Consider the following 13,514-nt stretch of genomic DNA (forward strand, 5'->3'; position numbering starts at 1 on the left):
AGTAGTTGTTCCCATTCGGCATCACGCTCTAACCGCTTTCCTGGCAACAGCTTGATCACAAAGGTGACATGTCAGCGTTCCCAGGTGATGAACGTTTGATTGCGCGCACCCCAGGGGACTGCTCCCGGCGCAGGATGAAAGGTCTTCGAAGGGATGTCGAATGCGTGTATGCCGGGTGGGTCTGGTCGGAGCCGGCGGAGTGGCACAACGGCACGCGCGGGTGCTGGCCGGCTTCGACGACGTCGAGCTGGTAGCTGTCACCGACGTCACACCGGAGGCGGCCTCCGCGCTGGTCGGGCGGCACGGCGGGCGAGCCTGCGCCGACGTCGCCGAGGTGCTGGCCACCGGCCCGGACGCGGTCTACATCTGTGTGCCGCCGTTCGCGCACGGTCCGGCGGAGGAAGCCGTGATCGAGGCCGGCGTGCCGATGTTCGTGGAAAAACCAGTATCGGTCGACCTGATCACCGCCGAGCGGATCGCCGACCTGGTCGCCCGCAGCGGGCTGCGTACCGCCGTCGGCCACCACTGGCGTTACCTGACGGTGCTCGACGAGGCCCGCGACCTGCTCGCCGACCGTCCGGTGCGGATGGTCAGCGGCGCCTGGCTGGACAAGGTGCCCCCGGTGGCGTGGTGGTCGCGGCGGGACCGCTCCGGTGGCCCGGTGGTCGAACAGGCCGCGCACGTGCTCGACCTGATCCGCGTGCTGGCCGGGGAGGTCACCGAGGTCACCGCGTACGGCAACGGCACCCCGCCGCCTGTCGACGGCGCCGACATCGACTCGGTGACCACCGCCGCCCTGCGCTTCGCCGACGGCGCGGTCGGCACGCTCAGCGCCGCCTGCGTGCTGGGCTGGAAGCACCGCGCCGGGTTGGAGATCCTCGCCGACGGGCTGGCCCTGGCGCTGGGCGAGGACGGCCTGTCGATCCGGGACGCCGACGGGGAACGACACATCCCCGCCGACCCGGACGCCGCCCGGGTGGCGGTGGACCGCGCCTTCGTCGACGCCGTCCGGGGCGTCGGCGACGACGTACGCGTCCCGTACGCCGAGGCGCTGGCCACCCAACGGCTGGCCCTCGCGGTGGCCGACTCGGCCCGTACCGGCGCGACCGTCCGACTCACCGCCCCGGGCCTGCCGGCGGCCCTCGGCACGGGGGTGACCGTCGATGCGTGACACGGTCGTGGTGGTCACCGGCCCGGGCCGCGTGGAACTGGTGGAGCAGGACGCCGCCCCGCTGCGCCCCGGCACGTTCCGGGTCGAGACGCTGTTCAGCGGCGTCTCGGCCGGCACCGAGCTGAGCTACGTCAAGGGCACAAACCCCTACCTCAACGTCACCTGGAACGCCGACCTGGGGCTGTTCCAACCGGGAGCGGCGAGCACGCCGTACCCGGTGACCCGACTGGGTTACATGCAGGTCGGCCGGGTGGTGGAGAGCGAGACCCCGGCGGTCGCGGTGGGCACGGTCGGCGCGATGACCTACGGGCACCGCACCGGCTGGCTGGCCGACCCGGTCGCCGAGCGGTTCGTGGAGCTGCCCGACGACCTGGACCCGCTGCTCGGCGTCTACGTCGCGCACATGGGCCCGATCTGCGCCAACGGCCTGCTGCACGCCGCCGCCGACCTGCACGGCGTCGACGTGCGCGCGCTCGGCGACGGGGTACGCGGCCGGCGGGTCGCCGTGGTCGGTGCGGGAGTCGTGGCGCTGCTGACGGCGCTGTTCGCCCGACGCAACGGCGCTGCCTCGGTGGTGGTGCTCGACCCCACCCCGCACCGCCGGCAGATCGCCGAGGCGCTCGGTCTGGACACCCTCGACCCGGACGCGGACGACCCGGCGGTCGTGCTCAAGACCCGGTGGGCGCACACCGCCGGCGACCGGGGCGCCGACGTGGTGTTCCAGTGCCGGGGGCAGGCGTGGGCGTTGCAGCTCGCCCTGCGGCTGCTGCGGCCCCAGGGCACCGTCATCGACCTCGCCTTCTACCAGGGCGGGGCGGACGCGGTCCGGCTCGGTGAGGAGTTCCACCACAACGGCCTGTCGCTGCGCTGCGCGCAGATCGGCCGGGTGCCGCGCGGACTCGCCCCCACCTGGGACCGGGAGCGGCTCTCCGCCGAGACCGTCGATCTGCTCCGCGCCTACGGAGACGTGATCCGTAAGCACGTCGTCTCCGCTGTGGTGCCGTTCGACGAGGCGCCGACCCTGCTGAACGACCTGGCCGAGCGTCGCCGCCAGGAGCTACAGGTGGTGCTCTCCACCTGAGCGGCCGCGCCGGACCGGGCACCGCGGGGTGACCGGGCCGGTTACCGTTCGCGGGATGAGCGCCTCGACGCACCGGCCGGCCGGTGGCACCTCGACGGACCGGCAAGCCGGTGGCACCGCCGGGGGCCGGCCGGTCGGGCTGACCGCGATGCTGCCGTACCTGCGGGAGCATCGCGGCACCCTGGTCGTGGTGGGCGTGCTGTCGCTCGTCGGCGCGGCGGCGTCGCTGGCCCAACCGCTGCTCACCCGCTCGGTGCTCGACCGGATCAGCGCCGATGAGTCGGTCTCCGACCTGGTGGCGGTGCTGGTGTCCCTCGTGGTGCTCGCCGCGGCGATCGGCGGGCTGCGCGACTATCTCCTGCAACGCACCGCCGAAGGGCTGGTGCTGGGCACCCGGCGGCGGCTGGCCGGGCACCTGCTGCGGTTGCCGATCGCCGAGTACGACAGCCGGCGCACCGGTGACCTGCTCTCCCGGGTCGGCTCGGACACCACCCTGCTGCGGGCGGTCGTCACCGCCGGGCTCTTCGAGACGGTCACCGGGACGGTGATGGTGGTCGGCGCCGGCACCGCCATGGTGCTGCTCGACCCGCTGCTGTTCGGCGTGACCCTGCTCGGGGTGGGGCTCGGGTTGGGCTTCGCGGCCACCTTCGCCCGGCGGGTCCGGGCGTTGGCCCGCACCGCCCAGGAGCGGATCGGCGAGATGACCTCGGCGGTGGAGCGGGCCATCTCGGCGGCCCGGACCATCCGGGCCAGCCGGGCCGAGGCCCGGGAGACGGAGACCGTCACCGGCAGCGCCCGGGAGGCGTACGTGGCGGGGCTGCGGGTGGCCCGGGTGCAGTCGCTGGTCGGGCCGATCGGCTCGCTCACCGTGCAGGGGGCGTTCCTGCTGGTGCTCGCCATCGGCGGCGCTCGGGTGGCCGCCGGGGCGATCACCGTGGGTGACCTGGTCGCTTTCGTCATGTACCTGTTCTTCCTGGCCCTGCCGCTGGCCCAGGTGCTGCGGGCGTACACCCAGTTGCAGTCCGGCCTGGGCGCCCTGCAACGGATCGAGGAGATCCTGGCCGTGCCGGCGGAGGGCGCGGCGGACCGGCCGGCGTCGGCCGTCGTGACGGCGACCCCGCGCGTCCCCGCCCCCATGATCGAGTTCGATCGGGTGGGGTTCGGCTACCCGGGCGGCGAGCCGGTGCTGCGCGAGGTCAGCTTCGCGGTGCCCGCCGGCACCCGTACCGCGCTGGTCGGGCCCTCGGGCGCCGGCAAGTCGACGCTGCTCGCGCTCGTCGAGCGCTTCTACGAGGTGAGCGCCGGGGCGGTCCGGATCGACGGCAGCGACGTGCGGGACCTGCCCCGCGACGCGCTGCGCGCCCGGCTCGGCTACGTGGAGCAGGAGGCCCCCGTGCTGGCCGGCACGCTGCGGGAGAACCTCCTGATCACCACCCCCGACGCCACCGACGACAGGTTGCGCGGGGTCCTCGACGAGGTCAACCTGAGCCACCTGGCGGACCGCACCGCCGAGGGCCTGGACGTCCAGGTGGGCGAGGGCGGGGTGCTGCTCTCCGGGGGTGAGCGGCAGCGGCTGGCCATCGCCCGCGCGCTGCTCGCCAGCCCGCCGGTGCTGCTGCTCGACGAGCCGACGAGCAACCTCGACTCGCGCAACGAGGTCGCGCTGCGCCGCGCCATCGACGCGGTGGCCGTCCGTCGCACCCTGTTGATCGTGGCGCACCGGCTCGCCACCGTGGTCGACGCCGACCAGATCGTCGTCCTCGACGGCGGTCGGGTGGTGGCCGTCGGCACCCACGCCGAGCTGGCCGCCACCGACCCGCTCTACCGGGAATTCGCCGCCCATCAGCTGCTCGTCGGCTGACACCGTCGGATCGGAGTCAACTTGCCGGCGGCCGGGCCGCGCAAGCCGCTTCGAATCGCGTACCGTTGCCGCTCATGGGTGTGTCGCAACGGTTCAAGAGTAAGTTCCGGCGGTTCCTCCAGCGCCCCGGCTCGACCGTGGATCTTGCTCCGCTGGAGAAGCTGCTGCCGGCGATCGAGGCGCGCGAGGATGACCTGGCCGCGCTCGACGACGCCGAGTTGACCGAGGCCGCGGGTGCCGCCGTCGGTTACGAGGCGATCTGCGCCGTCGGCCGCGAGGCCGCCCGCCGGGGCCTCGACCAGCGGCCGTACGACGTGCAGTTGCTCGGCGCGATGGCGCTGCTCTCCGGCAAGGTCGCCGAGATGGCCACCGGTGAGGGCAAGACGCTGACCGCCACGATCGCCGCGTACGGGCACGTCCGGCTCGGCAACGGGCCGGTGCACGTACTCACCATCAACGACTACCTGGCCCGCCGCGACGCCCAGTGGATGGAGCCGGTCTACACCCTGCTCGGCCTCACCGTTGGCTGGGTCAACGAGGCCTCCACCCCGCAGGAGCGGCGCGACGCCTACGCCTGCGACGTCACCTACGTCTCGGTCAGCGAGGCCGGCTTCGACTATCTGCGCGACCAGCTCGTCACCGACGTCGACGACCGGGTGCAGCCGGCGCTGAGCACCGCCATCGTCGACGAGGCCGACTCGATCATGATCGACGAGGCCCGGGTGCCGATGGTCCTCGCCGGCGCGGTGCCGGGCGAGCAGGACCCGGTGCACGCCGCCGCCGCGCTGGTCCGCGGGCTGCGCAAGGGCAAGCACTACACGGTCGCCGAGGACGGGCGCAGCGTGGCGTTCACCTCCGCCGGCCTGGCCGCCGTCGAGGCCAAGCTCGGCATCGACCTGTACGACGAGGAGCACGTCACCCAGCTCTCCGCGGTCCACGTGGCGCTGCACGCGCACGCCCTGCTCAACCGTGACGTGGATTACATCGTCCGGGACGGTTCGGTCGAGCTGGTCGACGAGATGCGCGGCCGGGTGGCCCAGCGCCGCCGCTGGCCGGACGGGCTCCAGGCCGCGGTCGAGGCCAAGGAGGGCCTGGACGCCACCGCCGAGGGCGAGGTGCTCGGCACGATCGCCGTGCAGGCGTACATCGCGCTCTACCCGAAGGTCTGCGGCATGACCGCCACGGCCGTGCTGGTCGGCGACCAGTTGCGGGAGTTCTTCGACCTCGAGGTCGCGGTGATCCCGCCGAACACCCCGTGCATCCGCGAGGACGAGCCGGACCGCATCTACGCCACCCGGGCGGAGCGGGACGAGGCGCTGATCGACGAGATCCAGCGCTGGCACGCCAAGGGGCGTCCGATGCTGATCGGCACGCTTGACGTCAAGGAGTCCGAGAGCCTGGCCGCCGGGCTCAACGCGGCCGGGGTGCCCTGCGTGGTGCTGAACGCCAAGAACGACGACGAGGAAGCGGCGATCATCGCCGAGGCCGGCGCGTACGGTGCGGTGACCGTCTCCACCCAGATGGCCGGCCGCGGCGTCGACATCCGGCTCGGCGGCAGCGACCAGAGCGACCAGGAGCGGGTTACCGAGCTGGGTGGGCTCTACGTGATCGGCAGCGGCCGACACGACAGCCGCCGGGTGGACGACCAGCTGCGCGGTCGGGCCGGCCGGCAGGGCGACCCGGGCGGCTCGGTCTTCCTCGTCAGCCTGGAGGACGACCTGGTCGTCCGGCACGCCGCCGACGCGGTTCCGCCGTCGCCGCGGATGAACGCCGACGGCCTGGTCACCGACGAGCAGGTGGACTACGCGGTGGAGCACGCCCAGCGGGTCGCCGAGGGCGTCAACCACGAGATCCACCGCAACACCTGGCGCTACAGCGTGGTGATCGAGCAGCAGCGCAAGGCCCTCGCCGCACGGCGGGAGCGGCTGCTGACCAGCGACGTGGCCGCGGTGATGTTGCTGGAGAAGGAGCCCGAGAAGGCCGGCGAGATGGACGAGGACCTGCTGGCCAAGGCGGCCCGGTCGATCGCGCTCTACCACCTGGACCGGCTCTGGGCCGAGCACCTGGCCGAGCTGTCGGAGGTCCGCGAGGGCGTGCACCTGCGCGCGCTGGGCCGGCTCGACCCGCTCGACGAGTTCCACCGGGCCGCCGTGCCGGCGTTCAACGACCTCGTCCCGGAGATCGAGGCCCGCACCATCGCCACCTTCAACGAGACCGAATTCGACGAGGACTGGCAGCCCGACGACGGCACCCTGGTCCGGCCCACCGCCACCTGGACCTACCTGGTGCACGACAACCCGTTCGGTTCGGAACTCGACCGGTTGATCGCCTCGATCGGTCGGCGACTCAGTGGCGCCTCGCGCTGACGTCCGCAGTCGGGCCCCTGTCGCCGCGTGTCCGGGTGGCAGGGGCTCCGATTTGCGTCGTTTCGACCCTGGTTTCGCCGGGTAGTAGCACTGATCGGTTGAGGCGGAAGAGAGCAGACGATGACACAGGTGACGATGCCCGCTGGGCAGGCGCGAGGGTGCACGGAGGCTGCGAACCGGTGAACCTCGACACGCGGGAGCCGGTGGTGCAGAGTCTCGGCGTCCTGGAAACCGCCGCCCTGTTGCGGGAGCTGACCGCCGGCCTGATCGCGCTTACCGACTTCGACGAGGCGTTGCTGGCGTTGGTCCGGGTCACCCGGGACGCGGTGGCCGGTGTGCGCTGGTGCGGGTTCACCGCCCTGCGTGCCGGCGAACCGGCCGGCGTGGCCGCCTCCGACGAGCGGCTGGCCGGCCTGGACGACCTGCGGCACGGGCCGGACTCGCCGGCGATGAGCGCGATCCACCGCCGGGAGATGATCCTCGCCGTCGACCTGGCCGGTGAGCGGCGCTGGCCGGTCTGGACGGCGCGCGCCCGCGACCTCGGCGTCCACGGGGTGATCTCGGCCCCGGTCGACATCGACGACCAGGTGATCGGGGCGATCAACCTCTACGCGGGTTCGCCAAACGTGCTCACTCCACAGCACCAGTTGACCGCGATGCTGCTCGCCGAACACGCCGGCCTGCTGCTGGCCGCCGTCCGCGACCGCGGCCGACAAACCGCTCTCGCCGGGGAACGGGACGCCGCGCTGCTCCAGGACGGGGTGGTGGGCCAGGCCATCGGCGTGATCATGACGCAGCGCGGGTGCCCACCGGTCGAGGCCCTGGAGGTGCTGCGTACCGCCGCGTCGTCCTTGGACATCCCGCTGCGCGAGGTGGCCGAGCGACTGATCCGAACGGTATCCCGCCAGCGCGACACCTGACCGCCCACCGCCCGCTTGCTGCGGCCGTCCGCCCGGTTGCCGGCTGCTGCCCGTCGTCTGCCGCCCGGTTGCGGGCTGCTGCCCGTCGTCTGCTTGCGGGCGCTGATCGACTCGGGTTCCTTGACGGCGGGATGTTCGGGGCTCGTCGATGGGCCGGTTTCCCGGAGCCCGAGTCGATCACCCGTTTCGGTCCCGTCGGGGTGGGCCACGGATGCCCGTTCTCCCTGCCAGCGGCGAGTCGGGCGGCATCGTTTCACGGTGCGTGCTCTCAGGTAGCACTCTGGGTCAGGTGCGGTGCGCCGACCCGGGGGAGGACCGATGCAGAGTCGACTACGGGTGCGCGGCCACCCGATCCAACCGATGCTTGTGACGTTCCCGCTCGGGCTCTTCGTGAGCGCCGTCGTCTTCGACCTCATCGACGTTCTCGGCGGGCCGGCGTTCCTGGGTGAGGTCGGCTACTGGACGGCCGTCGCCGCCCTCGTCGCCGCGGCGCTGACCGCGGTGGCCGGCATGGTCGACCTGTGGGACGTACCGGGTGACCGCACCCGCCGCACCGCGGTCGCCTTCAACCTGGTCAACACCGCGATGGCCGCCATGTTCCTCCTCACCTGCCTGGTCCGGTCGCACTCCCCGCAGCGCGGCGCGTCAGCCGCGATCCTGATTACCGAGCTGGTCGCGTTGGCTGTCGGTGGGGTCGGCGTGCACCTGGGCGCCCAGCTGATGCGCCAGTTCGACACCGGCCGCGCCGAGGCCGGCGGCCTGGACACGCTCGCCGGCTCCACGGTGAAGATGACCCGCCCACGCCCCTGATCGGATCGGGGCCTGCCGCACCTGACCGGATCGAGGCCCGCCGCGCCGAGCCGGCCGTGTCGGAGCTGGTCATTATCATCCGCGAATGACCTCGCCGCTGGACACACTTCCGAAGATCGGCGCGCCCGCGACGCGTGCCCTGCACGGTGCCGGCTACACCACCCTGCGCCAGCTCGTCGGCGTCCCCCGGTCGGACCTGGCCAAGCTGCACGGCATGGGGCCGAAGGCGCTCGGCATCCTCCAGGCCGCCCTCGCAGAGCACAACCTCGGGCTCGGCTGAGGCCCGCTCCTGCCAGTCGACACCCGTGACGCCCGCCAACGCCGCGCGACCGCCGGCCCGCCGCGATCGAGAGACATAGCCCGCGCCGGCCCGGCCTCCGTCCGTCCGGCTTCCGCAAGGCCGCCATCGCCGTCGCCCGCTGCGGCTGGGTCGTGACCGCTGAGCCTGCCCGGCCTCCGTCCGGCTTCCGCAAGGCCGCCATCGCCGCAGCCCGCTGCGGCTGCGTAGCGACCGCTGAACCTGCCCGGTCCGGCTGGGCCTGCACTGCCGGGCCGTGAGCAATTGGGTTGCCGGCCGCGTGGCCGGCCGGCGAGGCTGGTCGCCGTGAACGTCAAGGATGATGCCGAGGATTTGATCGCGCAGGGTGCGGCCGCGCCGGTCGACGGCTGGGGGTTCGGGTGGCTTGCCGGCCGGGCCACCGAGGAGCGTCCACCCTGGGGGTACGCGCGGCTGGTCGCTGACCGCATGGCGCGCGCCGACGCGGCACTGGACGTGGACACCGGCGGTGGGGAAGTGCTCGCCGAGGTACCGCGTCCACCGAGGCTGCTGGCGGCCACCGAGGGCTGGCCGCCGAACGTGGACGTTGCCCGGCGGACGCTGCGCCGGGTGGGCGCCACGGTGGTGGCGGTCGCTCAGCAGGGGCCGTTGCCGTTTCGCGACGCCTCCTTCGACCTGGTGGTCAGCCGGCACCCGGTGCGTACCGACTGGGCGCAGACGGCGCGGGTGCTGCGACCCGGCGGCACGTTCCTGTCGCAGCAGATCGGGGCGGGCACCATGCGGGAGTTGAGTGAGGCGATCCTCGGCCCGCTGCCGCCGCCGGCCCTGCGGCACCCCGAGCACGCGGTTGCCGCTGCCGAGGCCGCCGGCCTGCGGGTGGTGGATCTGCGTCGGGCCACCCTGCGCGCGACCTTCGCCGATGTCGGGGCGGTGGTGTGGTTTCTGCGCAAGGTGATCTGGACGGTGCCCGGGTTCACCGTCGACCGCTACCGCGACCAACTGCGCGCCCTGCACGACCGCATCGCCAGCGAGGGCCCCTTCGTGGCTCACGCCCAGCGCTTCCTCATCGAAGCGACCCGCCCCTGACCCCCCAAGCGCCGTCGATCATGGAGTTGTGGTGCCGAACAGAAGCCGCGCACCGGGGCAAGCCATCCACCACAACTCCATGATCGACGCCAGTTGGGGGGTGCGGGGGTGGGGTTAGTGTTTGTGGGTTTGGTGGTGGGTGGCCAGGATGTCGGCGCCGAAGTCGCTGGCGGGGCGGCGCAGCACGGTGTGCGCGTGGTTGCCGTCGGCACTTGTGTTGTCGTACTCGATCAGCAGGTCGTCGCCCTGTACGCGGTAGTAGTGCCGCTGTCCGGGGGTCGTGGGGCCGGCCCAGGCGAAGTGCAGGTGGCCGGCGTCCAGTCGGGCCGCCTCGCGGATGGCCAGTTCGGGTGGCAGCCGGTCCAGGTAGACCGCGACCACCTGGTCGAGCAACGCGCGGCCGGTCGGCCCCAACCGGTCGGCCGGCACGCCGAGTGGTTCCAGCGGCCCGTCGACCCGTCCACGGGTGGCGCTGATGATGTCCGCCGGGGCCTCGTCGGCGATGATCGCGGCGCCCCGCTCGGCCGGCCCGAGGGCGTCGAGCAGTGCCCGGGCCAGGTCCTCCTCGACGCCCAGCGGCCGGGAGACCGGGCGGCCGGCGTACCGGACCGCGGCCGGGTTGGCGCCGAAGAAGATCGGTGTGGGGGAGACCTGGTCGTCCACCACCGTCATGGTGACCGACAGGTGGTGTCCTTCCAGCCGCCACGCCCAGCGGTCGTCGCGCGCCGGATCGCCGAAGACGGCCACCCAGTAGTCGCCGCTGTGCCGCCCGCGCTGCCAGTCCTCGGCCCGGTCGAGCACCTCCTCCAGGGAGAAGATCGCCATCGCCTGCGCGTACGCCGAGGGGCTGAGCGCGGTGGCCAGCAGCCGGTGCGCGGCCTTGCGGCCGGCGACGTCGAGCGCGGCGAGACAGACGCCGGGTCGGGGCCGGGGCCGGTATTCCAGCCAGCGTCGGGCCGACTCGTCGTCGAACGGGTGCACGGCGCTGTCGCGGGCGGCGGGGTCGAGCGCGGCCAGCAGCGCGGTGCCGGCGGTGCGCATCTGCTCGGGCAGAGGATCTTCCACCGACCCTGTATACCGGCCGGTCGGCATCGCTGTCAGCCGGCGCGCAGCAGCCGCGTCATCTCTGGCAGGTCGAAGAACGCCGCGGTGTCCAGGGCCGACGGGTTACCGTGGGCCGGGTCGGCACCGGCGGCGAGGAGCGCGCGGACCGCCTCGGTGCTGCTGCGGAAGACCGCGGCGGCCAGCGCGGTCTGACCCCGGTCGTTGGCCCGGGAGTGGTCGGCGCCGCGACTGAGCAGGGCGGCCACCGTGTCCGGGTGGGCGTGGTACGCGGCCAGGATCAGCAGCGTGTCGCCCTTGTCGTTGGTGAGGTTGACGGGCAGGCCGGCGTCCAGTTGCGTGGCCAGCTCCTCGGTGGAGCCGGCCCGGGCCAGGTCGAACATCCGGTGGGCGAACGCCAGCGTCTCGGCGTCGAGGTGGTCGGTCACCGGTTCAGGCTAAGGCACGTTTCATAAGAACTGGCCGGCCTGCGGCGGGCCCGGACGACGACCGGCGGCGTTGCGGTTTCGCCCGGATACGACACCGGTATCCGAACGAAACCGCGCCTTGCCGGATCGCCGCCCGGACACCGCCTCGGCTCGACCGCCCTCATGAAACAGGCCTTGGTCGCCGTGGTCCTGATAGGTTGCTCGGCCGGCGTGCTGGGGAGGGTCCGATGGCGGAGACGGTCTACGTGGGCAACGCGGGTGTCGACGGTGCCGCCGACGCCGGTTGGCTGCTGGGGCACTTCGTGCCGCCGGGGGAGATCCGGCACAGCACCGAGGTCGAGGTGAAGTGGGGCGTGCATCCGCCCGGGCAGGCCCGGGCGCGGTGGGCCACCGGCGAGCGGCGTACCACCCTGCTCGTCCTCGTCGAGGGGTGTTTCCGGGTGGAGTTGCCGGACCGGACGGTACGGCTGGCCGCGCCCGGCGACTACGTGGTGTGGGCTCGCGGGGTGGACCACTCCTGGTTCGCCGAGCGCGCGTCGGTGGTGCTGACCGTGCGGTGGCCCTCCCTGCCCGGTTACCGGGTGGATCCTCCGGTGCTGCGCTGATCGTCGGAGGTGGACCGGCGTCCCACCAGGCGGTATTACCTACTAAACCTATAGGCTTTACCGTCTAGAGTACGAGGGCACCCCGCCGAACGACCCGCGAGGAACCGCCATGACGCACCGCCGCCCGGAGCCCGACCTGCGCACCGTCGCCGCCCGGTGGGCCGACCCGGCCGGCTGGCCGGTCGCGCTGCGCTTCGACCCCGCCGAGCGCTGGTACGCGCGCCTCGACGCCGGCGACGACCACGAGGTGTGGGCGCTGAGTTGGCTGCCCGGGCAGGGCACCGACCTGCACGACCACGGCGGCTCCGCCGGGGCGTTCCGGGTCGTCGACGGCGCGCTCACCGAGGAGACGATCAGCGACGGTCGGCTGCGCCCACGGCTACTGCCCGCCGGCACCGGTCGCCGCTTCGGCCCCCGACACGTGCACCAGGTGACCAACCGGGGGTCGGTGCCGGCGGTCAGCGTGCACGTCTACCGGCCGGCGCTGCTGCGGATGACCCGCTATCACCTGATCGACGGACGGCTGCGGGTCGCCGAGGTCGCCGAGGCCGGCCGGTCCTGGTGACCGCCGGCCAGCCACGATCCATACCTGTCACCGGAGGGAACCCATAATGCAGCTAACCGCCGAGCACCGCCCGGCCCCCGTGCCGCCGCCGGGCTCTCGGGGCATCGACGAGATCCTGGGCGCCGCGCGTGCCCGCCTCGACCGGCTGGACCCGGAGCGGGCGCACCTGGCGTACCGGGCCGGAGCGCTGCTCGTCGACATCCGGCCGGCCGCGCAGCGGGCCGCGCACGGCATGGTGCCGGGCTCGCTCGTGGTCGAGCGCAACGTGCTGGAGTGGCGCTTCGACCCGCGCTGTCCGGCCCGCCTGCCACAGGCTGTCGACTACGACGTGCCGGTGGTGGTCCTCTGCCAGGAGGGCTACACCTCGTCGCTGGCCGCCGCCGCCCTGCAGGACATCGGCCTGCACCGGGCCACCGACGTGGCGGGTGGGTTCGCCGCCTGGCGGATCGCCGGCCTGCCGGCCCTCGGGCCGACCCCGCTGCACCGCACCACCCCTCTCGCGCCCCCGGTCAACACCGGGCGAGCCCGCCACTGACCGCCACGCCGTACCCGGCGTGGCGGGCGTACCGCCACTCAGGAGGCACCATGTCCGTCGTCGCCATCCCCACGCGCCGTCACCCCGGGCTGCGCCCCACGCGGCCGCGCACCGCCCCGACCCTGACCATCACCCTCGACCTCGTCCCCGGGCCGCTGAGCCCGCGGCTGGCCCGGCTCGTGCAGTTGCTCGGTGAGCTGGCCGAGTCGGGGGAGGGGGAGCTGCGTACCGTCGAGAATGTCGCGCCGGGGCCGCGACCGGCGCCGAGTCCGGTCATCGCCGAGCCGGACCACGTCGACATCCTGGCCGGCTCGCGGCTGGTTCGCCGCGGCGGCCGGGTCGTTCCGCTGACCCGCATCGAGTACGAGCTGCTGCTGTTCCTGGCCGAGCGCCCGCGCCGGGTCTTCACCCGCCTGCAGCTGTTGTCCAGCGTCTGGGGTTACGAGCACGCGGTGGCCCGGACCGTGGACGTACACGTCCGCCGGCTGCGCGCCAAGCTGCCCGGAGCGGAGCTGATCACCACGGTCTACGGGGTCGGCTACCGGCTGGCCGACGACGCGCGGATCAGCGTGGACCACAACCGCTGAGCCCCGCTCCGGCGGTCCGGTGAACGCCCCGTTGAACAGGACGGGGACCCCCGTATCGGGGCATCGCGTGGGCTCTGCTGTAATCATCTGACCTCACACGCAGAGCGAGCACCTGGCTCCTATGTGTAAGTCAATTGTCACAGTCATGCAACGCGGCCGC

The 13,514-nt window shown here is 73.1% G+C and carries 14 protein-coding genes; 12 read left to right on the forward strand and 2 right to left on the reverse strand.

Going from position 1 to position 13,514, the window contains the following annotated elements; genetic code table 11:
- Positions 1-160: 160 nt before the first annotated feature.
- The 8 genes from ACLQ29_RS21510 to ACLQ29_RS21545 all read left to right on the forward strand — a co-directional run bounded on the left by ACLQ29_RS21510 (position 161) and on the right by ACLQ29_RS21545 (position 9,572).
- Positions 161-1,171 (forward strand): Gfo/Idh/MocA family protein, encoded by a 1,011-nt coding sequence (locus tag ACLQ29_RS21510; RefSeq protein ID WP_425773283.1) that lies wholly within the window; start codon positions 161-163, stop codon positions 1,169-1,171.
- Positions 1,164-2,252, forward strand: coding sequence for a zinc-binding dehydrogenase (locus ACLQ29_RS21515; protein ID WP_425773284.1), 1,089 nt, complete (start codon positions 1,164-1,166; stop codon positions 2,250-2,252). The genes ACLQ29_RS21510 and ACLQ29_RS21515 overlap by 8 nt, the downstream gene beginning before the upstream one ends.
- A 55-nt stretch (positions 2,253-2,307) precedes the next feature.
- Positions 2,308-4,113 (forward strand): ABC transporter ATP-binding protein, encoded by a 1,806-nt coding sequence (locus tag ACLQ29_RS21520; RefSeq protein ID WP_425773285.1) that lies wholly within the window; start codon positions 2,308-2,310, stop codon positions 4,111-4,113.
- Positions 4,114-4,187: 74 nt separating this feature from the next.
- Positions 4,188-6,479, forward strand: a complete 2,292-nt coding sequence (secA2, locus tag ACLQ29_RS21525) for an accessory Sec system translocase SecA2 (protein ID WP_425773286.1) — start codon at positions 4,188-4,190, stop codon at positions 6,477-6,479.
- A 179-nt stretch (positions 6,480-6,658) separates the two neighbouring features.
- A complete protein-coding gene (locus tag ACLQ29_RS21530) occupies positions 6,659-7,399 on the forward strand; it encodes a GAF and ANTAR domain-containing protein (RefSeq protein ID WP_425773287.1) in 741 nt (246 codons plus the stop codon).
- 318 nt (positions 7,400-7,717) lie between these two features.
- Positions 7,718-8,209 (forward strand): DUF2231 domain-containing protein, encoded by a 492-nt coding sequence (locus tag ACLQ29_RS21535; protein ID WP_425773288.1) that lies wholly within the window; start codon positions 7,718-7,720, stop codon positions 8,207-8,209.
- A gap of 85 nt (positions 8,210-8,294) precedes the next feature.
- A complete protein-coding gene (locus ACLQ29_RS21540) occupies positions 8,295-8,489 on the forward strand; it encodes a DNA-binding protein (protein WP_425773289.1) in 195 nt (64 codons plus the stop codon).
- A 324-nt stretch (positions 8,490-8,813) separates the two neighbouring features.
- On the forward strand, positions 8,814-9,572 hold the full coding sequence (locus ACLQ29_RS21545; protein WP_425773290.1) for a class I SAM-dependent methyltransferase: 759 nt from the start codon (positions 8,814-8,816) through the stop codon (positions 9,570-9,572).
- A gap of 114 nt (positions 9,573-9,686) precedes the next feature.
- On the opposite strand, the gene ACLQ29_RS21550 is transcribed toward ACLQ29_RS21545, so the two are convergent.
- On the reverse strand, positions 9,687-10,637 hold the full coding sequence (locus ACLQ29_RS21550; protein ID WP_425773291.1) for a DUF3500 domain-containing protein: 951 nt from the start codon (positions 10,635-10,637) through the stop codon (positions 9,687-9,689).
- Between the two features lie 32 nt (positions 10,638-10,669).
- A complete protein-coding gene (locus ACLQ29_RS21555; protein ID WP_425773292.1) occupies positions 10,670-11,062 on the reverse strand; it encodes an ankyrin repeat domain-containing protein in 393 nt (130 codons plus the stop codon).
- Positions 11,063-11,289: 227 nt separating this feature from the next.
- On the opposite strand from ACLQ29_RS21555, the gene ACLQ29_RS21560 reads away from it, so the two are divergent.
- From ACLQ29_RS21560 to ACLQ29_RS21575, 4 genes are all read left to right on the forward strand, one after another.
- Entirely contained in the window at positions 11,290-11,667 is a 378-nt protein-coding gene (locus ACLQ29_RS21560) for a signal peptidase I (protein ID WP_425773293.1), read from the forward strand.
- 109 nt (positions 11,668-11,776) lie between these two features.
- Positions 11,777-12,232, forward strand: a complete 456-nt coding sequence (locus ACLQ29_RS21565) for a cysteine dioxygenase (RefSeq protein WP_425773294.1) — start codon at positions 11,777-11,779, stop codon at positions 12,230-12,232.
- 46 nt (positions 12,233-12,278) lie between these two features.
- Entirely contained in the window at positions 12,279-12,767 is a 489-nt protein-coding gene (locus tag ACLQ29_RS21570) for a rhodanese-like domain-containing protein (RefSeq protein WP_425773295.1), read from the forward strand.
- 50 nt (positions 12,768-12,817) lie between these two features.
- Positions 12,818-13,354 (forward strand): winged helix-turn-helix domain-containing protein, encoded by a 537-nt coding sequence (locus tag ACLQ29_RS21575; protein ID WP_425773296.1) that lies wholly within the window; start codon positions 12,818-12,820, stop codon positions 13,352-13,354.
- Positions 13,355-13,514 lie beyond the last annotated feature (160 nt).

The sequence above is a fragment of the Micromonospora sp. DT228 genome, from assembly GCF_049841595.1.
Lineage (GTDB): Bacteria > Actinomycetota > Actinomycetes > Mycobacteriales > Micromonosporaceae > Micromonospora.